Genomic DNA, 16475 nt, shown 5'->3' with positions numbered 1-16475 from the left:
GGGGTGCTCACGCGAGGGCGTAGCCGGCTTCCTCGACGGCTGCCTGGACGGCGGCGTGGTCGAGGGGCGCGGTGCTGGTGACGGTGACGGCTCCGGTCTCGACGACGACGTCGACGTTCGCGACGCCGTCGATCTCGGAGATCTCCTCGGTGACGGAGGCGGCGCAGTGGCCGCAGGTCATGCCGGTGACGGTGTAGGTCTCGGTGTTCATGGTGTCTCCTTGGTCGGGTTGGTCCGGGGGTCAGGACCTCACGAGGCGGGCGATCGCCTCGGAGGCCTCCTTGAGCTTGAGCTCCTGCTCCTCCCCGCCCTGCCGGGCCGCGTCGACGAGGCAGTGGGCCATGTGGTCGTCGAGCAGCGAGAGCGCCAGGGCCTGCAGCGCCTTGGTGGCGGCGGACACCTGGGTGAGGATGTCGATGCAGTACTTCTCCTCCTCGACCATCCGCTGGATGCCGCGCACCTGCCCCTCGATGCGGCGCAGCCGCTTGAGGTGGGCCTGGACGGCCTCGTCGTTGCCCTCGAGGTGACCGTGCTGCTCGCTCATGGCACCAACATACCCCTAGGGGGTATCACGGACAAGGCTGGCACCTGTGCGCGTTCACCCCTGGGGGTGGACTTTGCGTCTAGACCGGTCCCAGCGGTCCTCTTGTTGAGGGTTGCACCAGTGGGTGTGCCAGAGTGTCGGCGACGGTCTGGGGGACGTCGGGGACGCACGGGCGTGCGTCCCTTCCGCTCACCGTCAGGAGTCCCATGATCATCCGAGTCGGCCTGCTGGGCGGTGACGAGCTCGTGAGGCGGGGCCTGGAGAGCATGCTCCGGACCCAGGGTGGCTTCGAGATCGGCAGCTTCAAGGACCGCACCCGCGCGCCCATCGACATCGCGCTCGTCGAGACCTACGGCACCGCGCTCGACGACACCACGCTCGCGCGCGCGGTCGCCGACCCGTTCATCCGGCGCGTCGCGGTCTACACCTGGAACCACCACCCGGGCCTGGTCGACGACGTCCTCAAGGACGGCGTCACGGGCTACCTCGGCAAGAGCCTGAGTGCCGTCCAGCTCGGCAGGGCGCTGCGCTCGATCCACCTCGGCGAGGCCGTGGTCGCCCCTCCCCTCGGCGGGGGCCCGGGCGGCGGCAGCCGGGTGCAGGCCTCGAGCGAGGTCGGCCAGCTCACCGTCCGCGAGCGCGAGACCCTCGCCCTCATCGCCACCGGTCGCAGCAACGACGAGATCGCGCGCGAGATGCGCATCTCGCTGAACTCGGTGAAGTCCTACATCCGCAGCGCCTACCGCAAGACCGGCGTGCAGAGCCGCAGCCAGGCGGTGCTGTGGGCGGTCACCCACGGCGTACGCGTCGAGGTGCTCGAGAAGGTCTGACCCACCTCAGGTCAGGGGCAGCGACAGCGGGGCCGCCAAGGGCGGCCGCAACCACTGCCCGCGCGCGACCAGCACCTCGCGCAGCACGTCGGGCCGGTCGGTGATGATGCCGTCGACGCCCGCGTCGAGCAGGGTGCGCATGGTCGCGGGGTCGTCCACGGTCCACACCACGACCCGGATGCCGAGCTCGTGCGCGCGGTCGATGACCCGCTCCGAGTGCACCGGCAGCCGGCCCAGCCGCAGCGGCACGTGGGCGAAGGCGCCGCCGCCCGCCCGCACGCCGGGAGGGCGTACGCCGCCGCGCGAGCACGCCACGAGCGTGGTCAGCGAGCGCCAGCCGAGGGCCGTCGTGACGCCGGGGGCCTCGTCCTGCAGGCGCCGCAGCCAGCGGCTCCAGGCCCCGGCGACCAGGATCCGCTGCGCCCAGCCGGGGTGGGTGCGCAGCAGCCGCGCCATCCCCGCGATCGAGCGCTCGTCCTTGAGGTCGATGGCGAAGCACGCCTGCGGGAAGGTCGCCATCGCCTCGACGAGGGTCGGCACCTGCTCGGTGCCGCCGACGCGCAGCCGCCGCAGGTCGGCGAGGTCGAGGTCGGCGACGTCACCGGCGTGACCGGTGACCCGGCGCAGGCTCGCGTCGTGGAAGCACACGACGTGTCCGTCGCGGGTGGTGCGCACGTCGGTCTCGAGGTGGGTCAGGCCCAGGGCCGTGGCACGGCCGAAGGCGGCGAGGGTGTTCTCCGGGGCGAGGGCCATGCCCCCGCGGTGGGCGATCGCGAGCGGTCCGGTGTGGGCGCCGTAGCTGGTCACGAGCCCAGCATGCGGTCGCGGCCGACCCCGTGGGGCCGGCCGCGGGAGTGTTCACCGAGCCTTCGTACTAGGACACCCCCGTGGTCGCTCGACGCCCGGCATGCCGGGCGTCGAGCGGACCTGGGGCCGCTCGACGCCCCCCGTGGCCGCAGCCCTCAGGTCCGGTAGCCCCCCAGCAGCTCAGCGAGCCGCAGGTGCGGCTGCGCCTCGTCGCGGCGCCCCTTGCGCTGGAGCGCACGGCCGAGGAGCAGGTGGGCATAGGGCTCGTTGGGGTCGTGCTCCAGCAGCTCGGTCGCCACCGCGATCGTGCCGTCGAGCTGGGCGGAGTGGAAGAGCGAGCGCGCCAGCAGCAGGCGTACGTCGGTGAGCTCGTGGCGCACGTCGCCGGACTCCTCGAGCAGCTCGGCCAGCAGCACGGCGGCCTCGCGGTAGGCGCGGTCGGCGAAGAGCGCCTGGGCCCGGACCCAGCGGTCGTGGGCGGTGTCCTCGAGCAGTCCCGCGTGTCCGCGCAGCAGGTCCTCGAAGGGGGTGAAGTCGGTCATCGTCGCTCCTCTCGCGAAGCGTGCCGAGAAGTGGGTACTCCGAGAGTGCGCCCGGATGCCGGTCCAACGCGAGACCTGTCCCGGCGATTCCACGGAATACTGGAAGCGCACGCCCCGTTGGAGGTGATACAAACTTCAACTAACACGGAGGACACCATGCAGTTCGGCATCTTCAGCGTCGGTGACGTCACGACGGACCCGACCACCGGACGCGCGCCGTCCGAGGCCGAGCGCATCGCCTCGATGACGCAGCTCGCGCTCAAGGCCGAGGAGGTCGGGCTCGACGTCTTCGCGACCGGCGAGCACCACAACCCCCCGTTCGTCGTGTCCTCGCCGACCACCCACCTCGGCTACATCGCAGCGAAGACCGAGCGGCTGCTGCTCTCGACGAGCACGACGCTGATCACCACCAACGACCCGGTGAAGATCGCCGAGGACTACGCCTTCCTGCAGCACCTCTCCGGCGGTCGCGTCGACCTGATGATGGGCCGCGGCAACACCGGTCCGGTCTACCCGTGGTTCGGCAAGGACATCCGCGACGGCATCAAGCTCGCCGTGGAGAACTACCACCTGCTGCGCAAGCTCTGGCGCGAGCCGGTGGTCAACTGGCAGGGCCAGTTCCGCACCCCGCTGCAGGGCTACACCTCCACCCCGGTGCCGCTCGACGGCACGCCGCCCTTCGTGTGGCACGGCTCGATCCGCAGCACCGAGATCGCCGAGCAGGCGGCCTACTACGGTGACGGCTTCTTCCACAACCACATCTTCTGGAACAAGGAGCACACCGAGCAGATGGTGCGCCTCTACCGCCAGCGCTTCGAGCACTACGGCCACGGCTCCGCCGACCAGGCCTACGTCGGCCTGGGCGGGCAGGTCTTCATGGCCGGCTCGGAGGCGGAGGCCAAGCGCGTCTTCCGGCCCTACTTCGACAACGCCCCGGTCTACGGCCACGGCCCGTCGCTGGAGGACTTCACGGAGATGACGCCGCTGACCGTCGGCACGCCCGAGCAGGTCATCGAGCGCACCCTCGGCTTCGCCGACTACGTCGGTGACTACCAGCGCCAGCTGTTCCTCGTCGACCACGCCGGCCTGCCGACGTCGCTGGTGCTGGAGCAGGTGGAGATGCTCGGCACCGAGGTCGTGCCGGTGCTCCGCAAGGAGTTCGAGCGCCGCCGCCCGGCCCACGTGCCGAGCGACCCGCCCACCCACGCCTCGCTCGTGGCCGCCGGTCCCGACGCGCCCCACCACCTCGTCGAGCCCGCCCGCGCGCGTGCCGAGGAGCTCGCGGCGGCGCAGGCATGACCCGCCGCATCGTCGTGGTGACGGCGGGACTCACCGTCCCGTCGTCCACCCGGCTCCTCGCCGACCAGATCGCCGAGGCCACCACGGCCCAGGTGACCGCTCGCGGCGAGTCGGCGGACGTGGAGTTCATCGAGCTGCGCGAGGTGGCGGGCGAGCTGGCGACCTTCATGGTCACCGGCGGCATCCCCACCCCGCGCCTCACCGAGCTGCGCGAGCAGGTCGCCTCGGCCGATGGGCTCATCGCCGTCACGCCGGTCTTCAACGCCAGCTTCAGCGGGCTGTTCAAGATGTTCTTCGACGCCGTCGACCCCGACTCGCTGACCGGTACGCCGGTGCTGATCGCCGCGACCGCCGGCACGTCGCGCCACCAGCTGGTGCTCGACCACGCGCTGCGCCCGCTCTTCGCCTACCTGCGCGCCGTCGTCGTGCCGACCGGGGTGTTCGCCGCCACCGAGGACTTCGGCGACCACGGGCTCGCCGACCGCATCACCCGCGCCGCGGCCGAGCTCGCCGCCGCAGTGCTCAGCCAGGGGGCGTACGCCGTCGGCGGCTTCGCGCCCGACCTCGCGGCGCGCCCGCGGCGTACGTCCGGCACGCGCGTCGAGGCCGACGTGACGCCCTTCGGCGACCTGCTGCGGGGGCACTCCGGCTCCGACTGAGCCGACCGTCCCGCGGGGTGTGTTGCCGCGCGACCGGCAGTGGTTGCGTCGAACCTCAGGCAACCCACCCTGGAGGCAACCGTGAACGACACCGTGTGGAGCTATCGCGACAGTGAGTGGAGCGAGGACCGCGACCTCGTCGGCTACGAGGTGGAGGCCGACGGCGGCAGCATCGGCAAGGTCGACGGGGCCAGCACCGAGACGGCCGCGCAGTGGCTGGTGGTGGACACAGGCTTCTGGATCTTCGGCAAGAAGCGCGTCATCCCCGCCGGCGTCGTGGTCGGCATGGACCACGAGGCCAAGCGCGTCATCATCAGCATGAGCAAGGACCAGGTGAAGGCCGCGCCCGACTACGAGGAGTCGGAGTGGGCCAGGGAGGACACCCGGGCGAAGCACGCCGACTACTACCGCCAGTGGGCCGAGAGCTGACCCGTCCTGCCCCATATGGGGTATCTCCACGGCGGTCCGCCTCACGGGTGTAGCCGTGCGCGTCCCCGCGTGTTCCCGTGGTCGTGCACCACGTCACCTTGGGGAGGGAACATGGACGCAGCGCAGCGCCGGGGCGAGGGGCCGGGCCGATGATCCTGACGGGCCGGATCAAGCCGGCGGCCACGAACGGGACCGCTCCGCGGCTTCCGAAGCAGCGCACGGGCTCACTAGATTGGGGTGCCCACAGCGACGAGAGGAAGTCCGTCATGTCGGTCCAGCTCAACCCCTACCTCAACTTCGCCGACGGCCACGCGCGCGAGGCGATGGAGTTCTACGCCTCGGTGCTCGGCGGCACGCCGACCTTCATGACGTTCGGCGACATGGGCACCGAGGGCCCCGTCGCCCAGCAGGTCATGCACGGCCAGCTCGAGACGCCGGACGGCTTCACGCTGATGGGCGCCGACGCGCCACCGGAGTTCGTGCAGATGAGCTTCGGCGACAACGTCTCGGTCAGCATCTCCGGCACTGACGCGGAGAAGATGTCCGGCTGGTTCGAGGCGCTCAGCCAGGACGCTCAGGCCGTGACGATGCCGCTCGCGAAGCAGATGTGGGGCGACGTCTTCGGCTCCTTCAAGGACCGCTTCGGCATCAACTGGCTCTTCAACATCGCCGGGGACGCAGCGTCCTGAAGCGTCGCGACCCCCAGGGATGAACGGAGACGGCCTGCGGCGGCAGGCGCAGGACTTGCCCCCGCGCGCCCGGATGGCTCTCGGCCTAGTGCTCACCTGGCTGCTCAGCCCGATCCTGCGCTTCGACGACAGCGAGGAGGGCCGCCGGCGCAGCGCGGAGTGCCGTCGGCTGCTCGACCAGGCACTGGGTGACGTCGAGGAGGGACCAGGCGGATCACTGATCGAGGACGTGACCTCGGCCGACGAGCTCCAGCTCGAGGAGGAGCCGGACGGGCCGGACGTGTTGCGGGTCGACTTCCTGGCGGCCCTGGACTACGCACTGCGCAGCGGCACGGGGGACGAGAAGGCCTTCGTCTCCTGCTTCTCGCGCGTGGAGAGCACTCTGGAGTTCCTGGAGGAGGCGGGGTTCACCGACGAGCCGCCAGGGCTGGACGACCAGGTGCTCGAGGTCATCGACATCCTGCGGGGGGCGGACCCGGTCGACCAGGCCCTGCTCGCCCGTCTTCAGGACGTCATGTCGCCCTCACGAGACCATCTCGCCGGCTCAGCGACATTTGGGTGACGCGGCGACCGGCCGTCCGGGCTAGCGTGGCTGCATGTCCCTCAACGACAAGCTGAAGCAGGCGATCGACCAGATCGATCCCGACCGGCTCGTCGCCGAGCTCAAGGGCGCCGCGGGCGAGCTCGCCCGCGAGCACGGGGGCCGACTCGAGGAGGCCCTCGACAAGATCGGGGCAACGGTCGACGAGAAGACCCAGGGCAAGTACGCCGACCAGCTGGCCTCGGCCCGCGCGAAGGTCAGCGAGTCGGTCGCGAAGGTCGCCGACCTGCCGCCCGCGCCGGCGACTCCTCCCGACGCGGAGCACCCGGACTACCGCCGCCGGCCTCCGGAGGAGCTGCCGCCCGCCTAGTTCTCCTCGGCGGTCAGCGCTGTTGCGGCGAACGTGTCGCCGTCACACCGCACCTGCGCCGTCACGGTCCCGCCCGTCCACAGCGACGACTTCACGTCGTCGGGACCGAGCGCGGGGCTGGTCGAGATGTCGGCGTGCACGGTGATCTGCGTCTTCACGTACTCGTCCGGTCCCTCGTCGACGTGCACCGTGATGCGATAGGGCAGCTGAATGTCTCCGTCGTACTGCGGCTTGTGGGGACCCTGCACGCCGAGCCACGTGCCCGCGAGCTCGAAGGTGCCCTCGGTCGAGCACTTCGGTGCCGTACGCCAGTACCTGAGTTGCTCCGGTGCCTCTCGGCCCTCGCGGACGTAGACATCGCCGTTGAACAGCAGCGCGGTGTCCGAGCCGATCTCGGTCAGCACCTGGGCGGTGACGGTCTCCTCCGGCGGCATCTCACCGCCGGTGTCGTTGCAGCCGGGCATCACCGCCTCGACCTCCTCGCCGGTCACCTCGGGATCGCGGAGGAGTCCGCCGATGCCGATGTAGGTAACCCGGTCCACGCGCAGTACAGCGGCGCAGGAGGCTGCGCTGCGTTCAGTGCCGCTGGTGTCGTGGGTACGGGCCGTGCCGCACGAGGTGAGCGCGAGGCACGAGGTGAGCGCGAGGCACAGGCAAACCCCAGCGAGGACCTGCTGGCGCGAGGGCATGGCTGATGCTCCCACCAATGAGCCCAATGAATGGCTGCCGCACTCCGTTGTGCCATGGAGGCGCCCAAAGCGTCCAGCATGGGCTGGCGCAACCCTCAGCCCTGGTCCGACCTATGGCGGGATCGGCAGCCCAGCGTTGGCTGTGAACTACTCAGATGCCAACTCCTCGACCATCAACGGTCCGGCGACTCGGCGAGTTCTCGTTCCATACGTCGCCTCGACATGCAGGACCGTGCGTTCTCACGGCTTGGGCGAAGATGCGAGATAGCGAATCATGCGCTCGTGAACGGCGGCAGTTGTACGCGCATCCTTCGCGAGCTTTTCGAAAAGGACTTCGCCGTGCGCTCGCGCCGAGCGTGCGAACTCGTCCTGAATCAGAGCAAGCAACTCCCTAAGCAGTTGGTTCGACGGCATGAGATCAACTGCTGCAACATCTGACGCGCTGGGCCTCGCCTTGCGGGTCAGCGCGATGGCTGCGGCCATCGAAAGATGAAATACGTAATCGTCAACCTGACCCTCGGTCTGCCGGTTTGATCGTAGGTATGACTCGCACTTCCGAACAAGCTGGATCGACACGAGATACATGTCTATAGGATTTTCGCTGGCAAAGACGACGTCATAGACGTCATCATGGAAGATCCGGGTGACTTCGCCACGGGACACGTGCGGCACTTGAACCAATGCCGCCATCACGGCCTGCCCTAGCTGATCAATTGAGACCAAGTGCGAGAGGGGAATCTGGCGATTCAAATAGAAGTGCTTCCTTCGCTCGTAATACAAATTCTTGGTGAGGAAGTATTCTTCTATTTCGCGCTGGACGCGGTCCGTCGCCCGCAAGGAACTTAATCCGAGCGACGTCTGACTGTTGGTGGCGCGAATGATTCGGTCCTTGACCAGATCGTTATCGGCTTGGATCACCTTGACGAGGACCCCGCGGCTCTCCTGGAAACCCTCACTTCGGCCCCTCTTGTAGATCTCGTGCGACGTCTGCAGCCCGTTCACAATTTGCGGCGATTCCAATTGCAAGAGCTTCCCGGCAGGTTGGACCTTATCCGCGACGATCGTTACGCCATTATTCAACCACCAAAAATCGACGTCCTTGTCCTCGTGCTCGAGCGTCTCTTGGATGCTTCGGTTCACCCCGGACTCGCCCTCGTAGTCTCGCACGTTCGCCTCGAACAGCGTCGCGTCCAGTTTGCCGGACTTGTCAGTGATAAAGACTTGATAATCCTTCAAGCGAACGAGGCCGATATATCCCCCGGCCATGTCCGTGGAGATCGGATTCTCAGCCAAGGCGAGGTGCATCATGACTGGAGGCTTGTCTCTCGCGAGATCAGATACCGCGGCGGCGTCGAGTAGGTGCACTTCAGGCGAGCAAGAGCCGAAGCACTTTGTGAGTGTTTCCTTTAGTTGCAGTGCCTTAAGTTCAACGTTTGGATGTACCTGATCGGCCTTCAAGGACGCAAAGGCGGCGTAGATGCTGACGTCCGGCATGTCCATAGCCCGATAAGTGTCGAGGAACCTACGAGTGATTTCGATGACTCGGGGATTGAACTGCTTGACGAGTGCTGCGTCGTTTCGGGTGAAGTCCAGCAACTTTGGCAGGTGAACGATGAGCTTCTCGATTGGAGTCTCGCCGAAGCCCTTGGTGTTCTTTACTTGGATGAAAATAAGGTCCAGTTGCGGATTCCGACCCAAAGCGGCGATGTTTGTATCGTCGCGGAGGCAATACCCGTTAACGAAGATGTACGCCGCGTCGATTCCTCCGTCGAGAGTGCCGTCGACAACTCCAGACAGCAGGTCGTCGTGACTTGGCCTATAGTCGCTAAGGTAGTGGCGCGAAACGAAGTATGCTTCCTGTTCCGCAGGGGTCAATCCCGCAGTCTCTACTCTCGATCGATTGACCATGTCCTCGAGCAAGATGACGTCGTTAGCACTCATCTTGCATCCCCGTGTGACCGCATAACGCCTGACATTAGACGACGGTCTGACTTGCTGTCTCCCAGATGGCTGCCGTTCGCGGGACAGCCGTCCCACGGCTAAGCGGTTAGCAAGGGTCAAGTCCCTCACGAGCCTCTGGTGCGAGCCCGGCAACTGGCTGCCACAGGGTCGCCGCAATTGCCCTCATGCATCCGGTCACTACCCATCAGAATGGACGAGCGTGCCTTGCTTGTGTCGCCCCGAGGTGAGTTGGACTGAAGCCCCGATGGCGGCTGGGCAGACCCTTGCGCTCATATCCGAACAGGCGTACGATGGCGTGAGCACACTGATCCGGAACGGGTCCCACGTCTGAGGTGACGAGGATCCCGGGGTCAGGACAGTCACCCATAGAACCCGTCGTGGTGCTGACGGGATGCCTTGCGGCTCACCGGTGACGACCCGGCAATGGTGCCACCAGTCATGCCTCACCGTTCTCGCCCCGGATCCTGGGCGGTGTCCAGTGAGTNGACGGGATGCCTTGCGGCTCACCGGTGACGACCCGGCAATGGTGCCACCAGTCATGCCTCACCGTTCTCGCCCCGGATCCTGGGCGGTGTCCAGTGAGCGCGTGCGAGGAGGTGGCCCCCGTGGATCGAGTGCACCCGATCATCGAGTGTGCCGCCGACGTCCGGGCCGCGCTGAAGGGCGCCGCGTCGGTGGAGCCGGCGTTCATGACGCTCGAGGAGAAGCGGTCCGCGCTGGTCGCGTTGACCGAGGCGCGGTCCCAGCTCGAGGCGCTGAGTGTGCGGCTGCTGGCCGCCTCTGACGAGGTGGGTGAGGTGCAGGGTCTGCGTGACGCAGCGGCGTGGCTTGCGGTCGAGACCCGGATGACCCGGGGTGCGGCGCGGCGTGACCTGGCGCTGGGGCGGGCGCTGGGGGAGCACGCCCACGTCGCGCAGGCACTCACCTCCGGTGGGCTGCGCGCCGAGCAGGCGCGCGTGATCGTGGAGGCGGTCGACGCGCTCCCGGCGCGGGTGGACGCTGAGACGCGGGGGCGGGCGGAGTCGGTCCTGGTCGGCCTCGCTGCCCAGCACGACGCGCGGGCGCTGCGGCAGGTCGGGAAGCGGATCCTGGACGTCGTGGCGCCGGAGGTGGGGGAGTCGCACGAGGAGGCCGTGCTCCAGGAGGAGGAGTCGCGGGCCGACGCGGGCGTCGACTTCGCGATGAGTGATGACGGCGAAGGCCGCTGTCATGGCACGTTCACGGTGCCGTCGGGGATCGGGAAGATGTTGAAGCGGCACCTGCTGGCGTTGGCGAACCCGGCGCGGCACACCGAGGCCGAGCTCCGCGACGAGGGCGGCGGGTGGAAGCCGTTGCGGCGTCGGATGGGGGAGGCGCTCGTGGAGTACGTCGAGCGCTACCCGGTCGATGCCGCACCGCAGACGGCTGGGGTGAACGCCACCATCGTGGTCACCATGACCCTGGAGCAGCTGCTGGGCGAGCACGCCACCGCACTCCTCGACGACGGCACCCGCATGACCGCGGGCCAGGCCCGCCGGCTGGCGTGCGAGGCAGCCATCATCCCGGTCGTGCTGGACTCGAAGTCGCAGCCCATCGACATCGGGCGCGCGGCGCGGTTGTTCACGAAGGCCCAGCGCATCGCCCTCGGTCTGCGTGACGGCGGCTGCACCGCCCGCGGCTGCGAGACGTCCGCGTCGGGCTGTCATGCCCACCACGACGACCCGTGGTCCCGGGGCGGCCTCACCGACCTCGCCAACGGCCGGTTGTTGTGCCCGCGCCACCACCGTCTGGCCCACGACTCCCGCTACGCCATGACCGTCCACGCCGACAACAAGGTCGAGTTCNGACCTCGCCAACGGCCGGTTGTTGTGCCCGCGCCACCACCGTCTGGCCCACGACTCCCGCTACGCCATGACCGTCCACGCCGACAACAAGGTCGAGTTCACGAGGCGGACGTAGACCGACGACCCCGGCGCCCACGTCCCGACGCGCGCGAGCCCGGCGGCTGACGAAACTGCCAGGCGTCGGTAGCGTCGAGCGCATGCCCATCAAGCTCGAGAACGTCGCGATCGCCGTGCGCGACCTGGAAGAGACGATCGCGTTCTTCACCGACCTCGGCCTGACGGTGCTCGGTCGCGACACCGTCAGCGGGGAGTGGGCCGACACCGCCGTCGGCCTCGACGGCAACCACGTCAAGCTCGCCATGCTCCAGACTCCGGACGGGCACGGCCGCCTCGAGCTCTTCGAATACCTCCACCCCGACGCCATCGAGACCGAGCCCACGCAGCCCCACGAGATCGGCATGCACCGCGTCGCCTTCTCCGTCGACGACCTCGACGCGGCGCTCGAGATCGCCGCGCGGCACGGGTGCCACCCGCTGCGCGGCGTCGCGACGTACGCCGACGTCTACCGGCTCACGTACGTCCGCGGGCCGAGCGGGATCATCGTCATGCTGGCCGAGGAGCTGTAGAAGGCTGTCGAATCCCAGCCCCGCCGCACGTCAGAGAAGTGACGAAAGGGATATCACCATGAAGCTGCTCCTCACCTCCGGAGGCGTGTCCAACCCCAGCATCCGCGACTCGCTCGTGGAGCTCCTCGGCAAGCCGATCGAGGAGTCGACCGCGCTGTGCATCCCCACCGGGATGTACGGCCACCCCAACGTCGGGCCCGGTGTCAGGGCGTGGCAGTTCATCAGCGGCACCTCGGAGAACCCGATGGTCGACCTCGGCTGGAAGTCCATGGGCGTGCTCGAGCTGACCGCCCTGCCCAGCCTCGACGAGGAGAGGTGGGTGCCGCGGGTCCGCGAGGCCGACTGCCTGCTCGTCGGCGGCGGCGACGTGCTCTACCTCTGCCACTGGATGCGCGAGTCCGGGCTGGTCGACATGCTGCCGTCGCTCACCGAGACCGTGTGGGTCGGGCTCAGCGCCGGGAGCATGGTGATGACGCCCGTCGTCGGGGAGGACTTCATCCAGTGGCGACCGCCGAGCGGCGACACGAGCACGCTGGGGCTCGTGGACTTCTCGATCTGCCCGCACCTGGCCGCCGACGGCAAGCCGGGCAACTCCATGGCAGAGGCGCAGGAGTGGGCGGCCACCATTCCCAACGCGGCGTACGCCCTCGACGACCAGACGGCGATCAAGGTGGTCGACGGCGAGGTGGAGTGGGTCTCCGAGGGCCACTGGCAGCAGCTCCACGCCTGAGCCACCGCTTCCCAACCGGGGCAGGGGGTGGCACCCTCGCCCGCATGCTCGGGGACACGCAGAAGACCTACCTCCACAACTACCTCCAGACCTCTCGCGAGGCGCTGCTCGCGAAGCTCGACGGCCTGTCGGAGTACGACGTACGCCGCCCGATGACCGCCACCGGCACCAACCTCCTGGGCCTGGTCAAGCACGTGGCGACGTGGGAGGCGCGCTACCTCGGCGAGGTGTTCGACCGGCCCTTCCCCGAGCCGCTGTCGCGCTGGGACGTCGAGGCCGACCGGCTCGCCGACATGTGGGCCACCGAGCACGAGACCCGCGAGGACATCGTGGAGCGCTACCGCCGCGTCTGGGCCCACAGCGACGCCACCATCGACGCGCTCGACCTCGAGTCGGTCGGCCACGTCGAGTGGTGGCCGCGCGACGAGGTCACCCTCTTCGCGGTCCTCGTGCACCTGCTGGCCGAGACCACCCGGCACGCCGGGCACGCCGACATCCTGCGCGAGGAGGTCGACGGGGCCGTCGGCACCGACGCGGAGGCGATGGCCGAGCCGCAGCACGACGCCGCCTTCTGGGCCGAGCACCGGGCGACGATCGAGCGGGCCGCCCGCGCCGCCGGCTGAGCGGCGTACGGCGTCGTCCCCCATCTGCGGGATTCGTCGCACCACGACGGCCGGAGGTGCGGGCCCGGAGGATCGTGGACCGCATGTCCACCACCCACAACATCGAGACCCCGCACGAGGTGCGGCCCTTCCGCGACCACGGCCACATGGACGTGGTCACCCTCGGCGACTTCACCCTCGGCCGGGGCGTCTTCGAGCCCGGCTGGCGCTGGTCCGCCGACGTGCAGCCGATCGCCGGCACCGACTCGTGCCAGGTGCACCACACCGGCTACTGCCTGTCGGGTCGCATGACCGTGCGTTTCGACGACGGCGAGGAGATGAGCATCGCTCCCGGCGACGTCATCGACCTCGAGCCCGGGCACGACGCCTGGACCGACGGCGACGAGCCCTGCGTGCTCATCGACACCGGCGTCGCGGCGTACGCCGCCCCGCACTGAGACGGGGCGCCCGATGTTCAGCCGGGCGGGTCGCCGCGCGGCCGCCACGGCTCGTGCGCGTGCGAGAGCCAGACCTCGGCCTGCTCGAGCGCGCGGACGACCCGTTGACCCTCGGTGCGCGGCTCGTCGAGCTCGCCGTGGAACACCGCCGTGTCGCCGGCGATGACGACGCGACCTGCCTCGGTCTCGACGACGACCACCTGCGAGCCCCGAGTGTGGCCGGGCGCGGGGACGAGGGTGATGCCCGGCAGCAGCTCGAGCGTGCCGTCGACCGGCACGTAGTGCGCACCGTCGACGTCGACCCACTCGCGGATCGTGTGGTCGTCCAGGGTGCGCGCGTCGTCGAGCTCCTGGCGCTGCACGTGGATCGGCTTGCCGGCGAAGAGGTGGTTGCCGCCGCAGTGGTCGAAGTGCAGGTGGGTGTTGACCACGACGTCGATGGCGGCCGGGTCGAGCCCGGCCTGCTCGCTCGCCGGGACCAGCCGCGGATCCATGTCGGCGACCAGCGGGTGCAGCTGCGTGAGGCCGGTGTCGACGAGGACGCGCGCCTCGGGGTGGTCGATGACGTGCACGTAGACCGGCATCCGCCCGTCCTCGACCAGCAGCTCGGCCACGAGGACCGGGGTGACCGTCGGCGCCGAGGTCCCCGCGGTGGCGAGCCGCAGCCGGTGCTCGCCCTCGTCCTCGCCGACGTAGCGGAAGCCGCATCGCTCCCAGAACGCCCTCGCCCGTGGGCTGTCCTTCTCCACCCCGAGCTCGACCGGCAGCCCGTCGGCCCGCGCCTGCGCCACCACCTGCGACACGACCGCGCGCCCGACACCGCGTGACTGCTGCTCGGGCAGCAGCTGGAGACCGGCGATCTCGACGAGCCCGTCACGCCGTACGACGCGCAGCCGGCCCGCGTCGACGCCGTCCACCTGCACGACCGAGGTCACCGAGCCGTCGAGCTCGCCACGCACCTGCTCGGCGGTCCACTCGCCGAAGCCCTGGCGGAAGTCGGCCTCGTCGAAGTCGTCGGGGAGCCGGCCCTGGTGGAAGGTCGCCTCGACGACGACGTCGGTCAGGAAGGCGACGTCGGCCTCGGTGGCCGGGCGGATCGTCACGTCCACGGGATCACCGCTCCCAGGCCGGGCCGTCGCCGCCGAGGCGCTCGAGGACGCGGGCGTGGAATCCTTCGGGCGCCTCGAGATCGATCACGGGGCTCAGTCAATCAGGCGCTCACGTGGACGCGCGGACCAAAGGAAGCGGACCTCGCGCCGCGCAGCATGGATAGGGGTCGTCGGTCACGACTTCGGTCCGCGCGTCTACGACGAGGTCACCAGGGCGAGGGCCTGTAGTCCTTGACGAAGCACCCGAACAGGTCCTCGCCCGCCTCGCCCAGCACGATCGGGTCATAGACGCGCGCCGCTCCGTCGACGAGGTCGAGCGGCGCGTGCCAGCCCTCCGCGGCGATCCGCAGCTTCTCGTGGTGCGGGCGCTCGTCGGTGATCCAGCCGGTGTCGACCGCCGTCATGAGGATCCGGTCGGTCTCGAACATCTCGCCCGACGACGTGCGGGTGAGCATGTTGAGCGCGGCCTTGGCCATGTTGGTGTGCGGGTGCCCGGCGCCCTTGTAGCGGCGGGAGAACTGGCCCTCCATCGCCGAGACGTTGACGACGTACGCCCGGCCCGAGGTCGCCGCTCGGGCGGCTGCGGCCATCGCCGGGCGCAGCCGGGAGACCAGCAGGAACGGCGCGATCGAGTTGCACAGCTGCACCTCGAGCAGCTCCAGCGGGTCGACCTCGCCGACGGTCTGGGTCCACGAGTTGTTGACCTGCACGTCGGGCAGCAGCCCGCCCGCGTCGACCGCGGTGCCCGCGAGGTGCGCGTCCAGCGAGGCGTGCCCGGCCTTGAGCGCCAGCGCGGTGAGGGTCGCGGCGTTGTGCACCGCCACCGCGTGCTCCTCGGACTCGCCCTCGTGGTGCGCGACCGGGGTGGGGGCCAGCGCGCCGGCGATCGCGGCCGGGTGCGCCTCGGAGATGTGGTCGAACGTCACCAGCTCGGGGACGCTGTCGTCCGGCAGCGCGAGCTGCTCGGCCTCGACCAGCGGGGCGTAGGCGCCCGGCGTGCGACGTACGGTCTGGCAGGCGTTGTTGATGAGGATGTCGAGCGGGCCCGCGGCCGCCACGTCGTCGGCGAGCGAGATCACCTGGGTGGGGTCGCGCAGGTCGATGCCGACCACCTTGAGCCGGTGCAGCCAGTCGTCGGCGTCGGGCAGTGCTGCGAACCGGCGCACCGCGTCCTTGGGGAAGCGCGTGGTGATCGTGGTGTGCGCGCCGTCACGGAGCAGCCGCAGCGCGATGTACATCCCGATCTTCGCCCGACCGCCCGTCAGCAGCGCGCGCTTGCCGGTGAGGTCGGTGCGCTGGTCGCGCTTGGCGTGGCTCATCGCCGCGCAGGTGGGGCAGAGCCAGTGGTAGAACGCGTCGACGAGGGTGAAGTCCTGCTTGCAGATGTAGCAGCCGCGGGCGACCAGGAGCTCGCCGGCGAAGGCGCCCGGTGCCGTCGAGACCAGCGGGATGCCGGCGGTCTCGTCGTCGATGCGCATCGGCGACCCCGTGGCGGTGCGCTCGATGACCTCGCGGTCGTGGGCGAGCTCGGCGGCGCGCTTGGCGAGCTTGCGCTCGGCCTTGATCGACTTGTACATGTGCGACGCGGCCCGCTTCACCGTCACGTGGTCGGGGTGGTCGCCCGGCAGGTGGTGGAGCGACTCGAGCACCCGGAGCGTGGTCGCGAGGTCGTCGGGGTCGATGCCGTGCTCGGAGTCGTGCTGGGTGGGGCCGGGGTGCTGCTGGTTCACCGGCGAATCGTACGGGCGCGGTCGGGCTTCTCTGGC

At 69.4% G+C, this 16475-nt stretch carries 19 protein-coding genes and 1 pseudogene; 12 read left to right on the top strand and 8 right to left on the bottom strand.

The window, feature by feature from the left end; genetic code table 11:
• Window positions 1-7: 7 nt before the first annotated feature.
• Together ASG76_RS12400 and ASG76_RS12395 are read right to left on the bottom strand one after the other, a co-directional pair.
• A complete protein-coding gene (locus ASG76_RS12400; RefSeq protein ID WP_056603507.1) occupies window positions 8-211 on the bottom strand; it encodes a heavy-metal-associated domain-containing protein in 204 nt (67 codons plus the stop codon).
• Between the two features lie 30 nt (window positions 212-241).
• Window positions 242-544, bottom strand: a complete 303-nt coding sequence (locus tag ASG76_RS12395; RefSeq protein ID WP_056603504.1) for a metal-sensitive transcriptional regulator — start codon at window positions 542-544, stop codon at window positions 242-244.
• Window positions 545-750: 206 nt separating this feature from the next.
• On the opposite strand from ASG76_RS12395, the gene ASG76_RS12390 reads away from it, so the two are divergent.
• Window positions 751-1374 (top strand): response regulator transcription factor, encoded by a 624-nt coding sequence (locus tag ASG76_RS12390; RefSeq protein WP_056603500.1) that lies wholly within the window; start codon window positions 751-753, stop codon window positions 1372-1374.
• Window positions 1375-1380: 6 nt separating this feature from the next.
• On the opposite strand, the gene ASG76_RS12385 is transcribed toward ASG76_RS12390, so the two are convergent.
• Window positions 1381-2181, bottom strand: coding sequence for a glycerophosphodiester phosphodiesterase family protein (locus ASG76_RS12385; protein ID WP_056603497.1), 801 nt, complete (start codon window positions 2179-2181; stop codon window positions 1381-1383).
• A gap of 155 nt (window positions 2182-2336) precedes the next feature.
• Window positions 2337-2723, bottom strand: a complete 387-nt coding sequence (locus tag ASG76_RS12380) for a tetratricopeptide repeat protein (protein ID WP_056603493.1) — start codon at window positions 2721-2723, stop codon at window positions 2337-2339.
• A 156-nt stretch (window positions 2724-2879) separates the two neighbouring features.
• Here ASG76_RS12380 and ASG76_RS12375 point away from each other — a divergent pair, with 156 nt between their 5' ends.
• From ASG76_RS12375 to ASG76_RS19415, 6 genes are all read left to right on the top strand, one after another.
• Window positions 2880-4022, top strand: a complete 1143-nt coding sequence (locus ASG76_RS12375; RefSeq protein WP_056603490.1) for an LLM class flavin-dependent oxidoreductase — start codon at window positions 2880-2882, stop codon at window positions 4020-4022.
• Window positions 4019-4681 carry an FMN reductase gene (locus tag ASG76_RS12370; protein WP_056603487.1) on the top strand — a complete coding sequence of 221 codons (663 nt, stop codon included), beginning with the start codon at window positions 4019-4021 and terminating at the stop codon, window positions 4679-4681. The genes ASG76_RS12375 and ASG76_RS12370 overlap by 4 nt, the downstream gene beginning before the upstream one ends.
• An 81-nt stretch (window positions 4682-4762) precedes the next feature.
• The gene (locus ASG76_RS12365) at window positions 4763-5110 is read left to right on the top strand and encodes a hypothetical protein (RefSeq protein ID WP_056603484.1); all 348 of its coding nucleotides are present in this window, start codon (window positions 4763-4765) and stop codon (window positions 5108-5110) included.
• 266 nt (window positions 5111-5376) lie between these two features.
• Entirely contained in the window at window positions 5377-5799 is a 423-nt protein-coding gene (locus ASG76_RS12360; RefSeq protein WP_056603482.1) for a VOC family protein, read from the top strand.
• 73 nt (window positions 5800-5872) lie between these two features.
• Window positions 5873-6361, top strand: a complete 489-nt coding sequence (locus ASG76_RS12355) for a hypothetical protein (protein WP_157559095.1) — start codon at window positions 5873-5875, stop codon at window positions 6359-6361.
• Between the two features lie 34 nt (window positions 6362-6395).
• Window positions 6396-6710, top strand: coding sequence for an antitoxin (locus tag ASG76_RS19415; protein ID WP_056603477.1), 315 nt, complete (start codon window positions 6396-6398; stop codon window positions 6708-6710).
• Here the strand turns inward: ASG76_RS19415 and ASG76_RS19410 are convergent.
• Complete coding sequence (locus ASG76_RS19410) at window positions 6707-7252, bottom strand: hypothetical protein (protein WP_056603474.1); 546 nt, start codon at window positions 7250-7252, stop codon at window positions 6707-6709. The genes ASG76_RS19415 and ASG76_RS19410 overlap by 4 nt on opposite strands.
• 387 nt (window positions 7253-7639) lie before the next feature.
• On the bottom strand, window positions 7640-9340 hold the full coding sequence (locus tag ASG76_RS12340; protein WP_056603471.1) for an AIPR family protein: 1701 nt from the start codon (window positions 9338-9340) through the stop codon (window positions 7640-7642).
• Between the two features lie 512 nt (window positions 9341-9852).
• Between ASG76_RS12340 and ASG76_RS19860 the strand changes: the two are divergent.
• The 5 genes and pseudogenes from ASG76_RS19860 to ASG76_RS12315 all read left to right on the top strand — a co-directional run.
• Window positions 9853-11184: pseudogene (locus ASG76_RS19860) on the top strand (DUF222 domain-containing protein); the annotation flags it as partial.
• Between the two features lie 197 nt (window positions 11185-11381).
• Window positions 11382-11810 carry a VOC family protein gene (locus ASG76_RS12330; protein ID WP_056603465.1) on the top strand — a complete coding sequence of 143 codons (429 nt, stop codon included), beginning with the start codon at window positions 11382-11384 and terminating at the stop codon, window positions 11808-11810.
• Window positions 11811-11868: 58 nt separating this feature from the next.
• Entirely contained in the window at window positions 11869-12540 is a 672-nt protein-coding gene (locus tag ASG76_RS12325) for a Type 1 glutamine amidotransferase-like domain-containing protein (RefSeq protein WP_056603461.1), read from the top strand.
• A gap of 44 nt (window positions 12541-12584) precedes the next feature.
• Complete coding sequence (locus tag ASG76_RS12320) at window positions 12585-13163, top strand: DinB family protein (protein WP_056603458.1); 579 nt, start codon at window positions 12585-12587, stop codon at window positions 13161-13163.
• Window positions 13164-13246: 83 nt separating this feature from the next.
• Window positions 13247-13600, top strand: coding sequence for a cupin domain-containing protein (locus ASG76_RS12315; RefSeq protein WP_056604426.1), 354 nt, complete (start codon window positions 13247-13249; stop codon window positions 13598-13600).
• A gap of 17 nt (window positions 13601-13617) precedes the next feature.
• On the opposite strand, the gene ASG76_RS18810 is transcribed toward ASG76_RS12315, so the two are convergent.
• Window positions 13618-14709: a GNAT family N-acetyltransferase gene (locus ASG76_RS18810; RefSeq protein ID WP_082587484.1), complete on the bottom strand. Its 1092-nt coding sequence runs from the start codon at window positions 14707-14709 to the stop codon at window positions 13618-13620.
• A gap of 206 nt (window positions 14710-14915) precedes the next feature.
• Window positions 14916-16439, bottom strand: a complete 1524-nt coding sequence (locus tag ASG76_RS12305; protein ID WP_056603455.1) for an SDR family NAD(P)-dependent oxidoreductase — start codon at window positions 16437-16439, stop codon at window positions 14916-14918.
• Between the last annotated feature and the right edge of the window lie 36 nt (window positions 16440-16475).

Source organism: Nocardioides sp. Soil774, assembly GCF_001428125.1.
Taxonomy (GTDB): domain Bacteria; phylum Actinomycetota; class Actinomycetes; order Propionibacteriales; family Nocardioidaceae; genus Nocardioides.
Note: the sequence above shows the minus strand (reverse complement) of the source record. Positions and strands in the feature narration are given on the sequence as shown.

What these genes read in the sequence shown, in the direction of transcription:
- ASG76_RS12390 (WP_056603500.1), top strand. Translation starts at nt 751, where the DNA reads ATGATCATCCGAGTCGGCCTGCTGGGCGGTGACGAGCTCGTGAGGCGG.
- ASG76_RS12320 (WP_056603458.1), top strand. Translation starts at nt 12,585, where the DNA reads ATGCTCGGGGACACGCAGAAGACCTACCTCCACAACTACCTCCAGACC.
- ASG76_RS12360 (WP_056603482.1), top strand. Translation starts at nt 5,377, where the DNA reads ATGTCGGTCCAGCTCAACCCCTACCTCAACTTCGCCGACGGCCACGCG.
- ASG76_RS12375 (WP_056603490.1), top strand. Translation starts at nt 2,880, where the DNA reads ATGCAGTTCGGCATCTTCAGCGTCGGTGACGTCACGACGGACCCGACC.
- ASG76_RS12355 (WP_157559095.1), top strand. Translation starts at nt 5,873, where the DNA reads ATGGCTCTCGGCCTAGTGCTCACCTGGCTGCTCAGCCCGATCCTGCGC.
- ASG76_RS12330 (WP_056603465.1), top strand. Translation starts at nt 11,382, where the DNA reads ATGCCCATCAAGCTCGAGAACGTCGCGATCGCCGTGCGCGACCTGGAA.
- ASG76_RS12370 (WP_056603487.1), top strand. Translation starts at nt 4,019, where the DNA reads ATGACCCGCCGCATCGTCGTGGTGACGGCGGGACTCACCGTCCCGTCG.
- ASG76_RS12400 (WP_056603507.1), bottom strand. Translation starts at nt 211, where the DNA reads ATGAACACCGAGACCTACACCGTCACCGGCATGACCTGCGGCCACTGC.
- ASG76_RS19415 (WP_056603477.1), top strand. Translation starts at nt 6,396, where the DNA reads ATGTCCCTCAACGACAAGCTGAAGCAGGCGATCGACCAGATCGATCCC.
- ASG76_RS12380 (WP_056603493.1), bottom strand. Translation starts at nt 2,723, where the DNA reads ATGACCGACTTCACCCCCTTCGAGGACCTGCTGCGCGGACACGCGGGA.
- ASG76_RS12395 (WP_056603504.1), bottom strand. Translation starts at nt 544, where the DNA reads ATGAGCGAGCAGCACGGTCACCTCGAGGGCAACGACGAGGCCGTCCAG.
- ASG76_RS12340 (WP_056603471.1), bottom strand. Translation starts at nt 9,340, where the DNA reads ATGAGTGCTAACGACGTCATCTTGCTCGAGGACATGGTCAATCGATCG.
- ASG76_RS12325 (WP_056603461.1), top strand. Translation starts at nt 11,869, where the DNA reads ATGAAGCTGCTCCTCACCTCCGGAGGCGTGTCCAACCCCAGCATCCGC.
- ASG76_RS12315 (WP_056604426.1), top strand. Translation starts at nt 13,247, where the DNA reads ATGTCCACCACCCACAACATCGAGACCCCGCACGAGGTGCGGCCCTTC.